The sequence below is a fragment of the Gilliamella sp. WF3-4 genome (assembly GCF_001690275.1).
GTDB classification, from domain to species: domain Bacteria; phylum Pseudomonadota; class Gammaproteobacteria; order Enterobacterales; family Orbaceae; genus Gilliamella; species Gilliamella apicola_C.
The window spans coordinates 1-2,318 of record NZ_LZGW01000012.1 but is presented as its reverse complement, the minus strand read 5'-3'; the positions used below and the strand labels follow the sequence as shown (position 1 = coordinate 2,318).

The 2,318-nt window shown below is 42.5% G+C and carries 4 protein-coding genes; 3 read left to right on the top strand and 1 reads right to left on the bottom strand.

Translation table 11 applies throughout. The features are described from left to right. Both A9G47_RS02985 and A9G47_RS02980 read left to right on the top strand, forming a co-directional pair. On the top strand, positions 1–1,540 hold a 1,540-nt coding region (locus tag A9G47_RS02985), incomplete at its 5' end, for a VENN motif pre-toxin domain-containing protein (protein ID WP_176700642.1). 14 nt (positions 1,541–1,554) lie between these two features. Then, on the top strand, positions 1,555–1,791 hold the full coding sequence (locus A9G47_RS02980) for a hypothetical protein (protein WP_065642122.1): 237 nt from the start codon (positions 1,555–1,557) through the stop codon (positions 1,789–1,791). A gap of 41 nt (positions 1,792–1,832) precedes the next feature. Here A9G47_RS02980 and A9G47_RS14845 read toward each other — a convergent pair whose 3' ends face one another. Next, a complete protein-coding gene (locus A9G47_RS14845; protein ID WP_141674798.1) occupies positions 1,833–1,937 on the bottom strand; it encodes a SymE family type I addiction module toxin in 105 nt (34 codons plus the stop codon). Between the two features lie 165 nt (positions 1,938–2,102). Between A9G47_RS14845 and A9G47_RS14840 the strand changes: the two genes are divergently transcribed. Next, a partial coding sequence (locus tag A9G47_RS14840; RefSeq protein ID WP_176700643.1) for a VENN motif pre-toxin domain-containing protein occupies positions 2,103–2,318 on the top strand: 216 nt, incomplete at its 3' end.

The following is a 2,318-nucleotide window of genomic DNA, read 5'->3' as shown; positions in this document are numbered from 1 at the left end:
ATCAATCATTACCGGCATCATCACCGGCGACATCACGGGTGGTCTTGCAGGTGCTAGCGAACCATGGCTAGCAGAGCAAATTAAAATACATGCAGGGGATAACGAAGTAGCTCGTTTAACGGCTCACGCCATATTAGCGGGCACTATAGCCGAACTACAAGGCAACTCAGGCTTAGCGGGTGGCGCAGGCGCAGTAAGTGGCGAACTTGCTGCAGAAGCCATCCTCAATCTTTATAAAGATGATAAAGGTAAAAAGAAAGACATCAAAGACCTCACCGAAGCGGAAAAACAAAATATCAGCGCATTATCGCAACTAGCAGCAGGCCTTGCCACGGCCAGCGTTGGTGGTGATGTGGGTGATGTTGGTGCTTCGATAGCTGCGAGTAAGAATGCGGTTGAGAATAACCGTTTAACTACGCGTAGAGAGAATAAACGAATTAGAAAATTGGCTAAAGGAGATAAGCAGGAAGAATTACGTTATCTTGCAGCAGCATGTGCACTAATTAAATGTTCGTCCGAACTGGCTGATAATGACCCGCAGAAAGCGGCACTCCGAGAACTAGAAAAGTTAGGCAGTAGTGACGAGTTACAAGCATATAGAGAAACGCTTGCAGCTCAAGAACACACAAAAAATAGAACTATATTTGGTATACCTTATCAAAAAAATGAAAAGTTATTTCAGTATACATTTTTTGATGGTATTTTTGATGGTACAAAGAATATTGATAATGAATACAGCATAACCACTCGAGCAGGAGGAGTCCTTCAGATTGGGTTTGCTGCTATCGATGGGTTTGGAGCAGCCGCATTATCACCAGGTTGCAGCTCAGTGGTGGGATGTATACCAAGTGCATATCTAACATGGTCAATGGCTGATAATGGCGTAACGGGAGCAATGACCGTTTATTATGGCAAAACTTATCATACGCAAACAGCCGAGGGACTAGCTAAGATATTAGGCGTGTCAGTATCAGATGCTGAATTGTTATTTTCACTTTCAACAGCTGGCGTTACTGCAAAAGGTTTTAGTGATTTAGCCTGGAAAGCGAGAGCTACAGGGCAAAAGTTATCAGCTAAAGAAGTAGAGCAAATAAGTGAGGGTATTAATAGAGTAAAAGCAGGAAAGGAGACGACTGGAAGCACAAACGCCGCACAGGCGGGTAATGCTGTGACTAAGCCTTCAGCAAATGCAACAGGAACAGTATCAGTACCAGTACCAACAGTCGAACAACTGAGCCAAGCAGCCGCATCTGCTAATAGAAATGGTTTAACCGATGCAGGGCGAGCTTTGCAAAAACATGGTGGCCGGGAGGGAAGCGTTTACACTTATTCAAGTCAGAAAGCTTCTGTTTTGAATAAAGAAGCTCAAAATATCGTGAACGATATTTTGTCAAATCCTAAAACGGTAATAACACGTACAACCGCAACAGAGAATAAACAAATTATTAAAGTAATACATGCAATAGCCCCAGATGGTAGAACTTTAAGATTTAATGAAGATGGCACTAAATTAATTGGATTTAGAGAGCCTAAAAAATAGAAGGAATATATATCATGTTGGATTATAGCGTTGGAAGCTCGATAGAAAGTGATAGTTTTAATGCTGAGCTGCTCTATGATGGAGATGTTTGGGGAGAGCTTTGTTTATCTGAAGATAAAAGAAATTTAGAGTTTATTATTTATCCAAGTGATCCGCTACGTGTTTTAACATTTAATTACGATGAATTAATGGAATTAATAGAGCGAGCTAAAAATCACCTTTTGCAATTAGAACCTTTAACAAAAGACTAAAAGCTCCTCCGCCTTAACCAGCGGGGATCTTTTATTACTTTTTAGATCTTCATCGTAGGTTTAATAATCAACTGGCCGCATTCAATGGTAATCGCCACCGGCAGCCCGGCATAAAAGCCTATTTGCTCCAGCCAGCGCTCCTTAATGGTTAGCTGTGGTCTGGGGTGAGTGAACCCGCCGTTAGGCGTGTACCCACGATGTAAAACCGCTCTGTGGGTGCTTTGCCTGTGGTTGTTTTTAGCTTAGAATGTGCCTTAGCCATAGTTAATTCCTATATAGTTAGTTGTGGTTAGCGTGGTTATTGGGCTGTAATCCCTTTAATCACGCGCTTCATCAGCGCATTATCGCAACTAGCAGCAGGTCTTGCCACGGCCAGCGTTGGTGGTGATGTGGGTGATGTCGGTGCTTCGATAGCTGCGAGTAAGAATGCGGTTGAGAATAACCGTTTAACTACGCGTAGAGAGAATAAACGAATTAGAAAATTGGCTAAAGGAGATAAGCAGGAAGAATTACGTTATCTAGCAGCA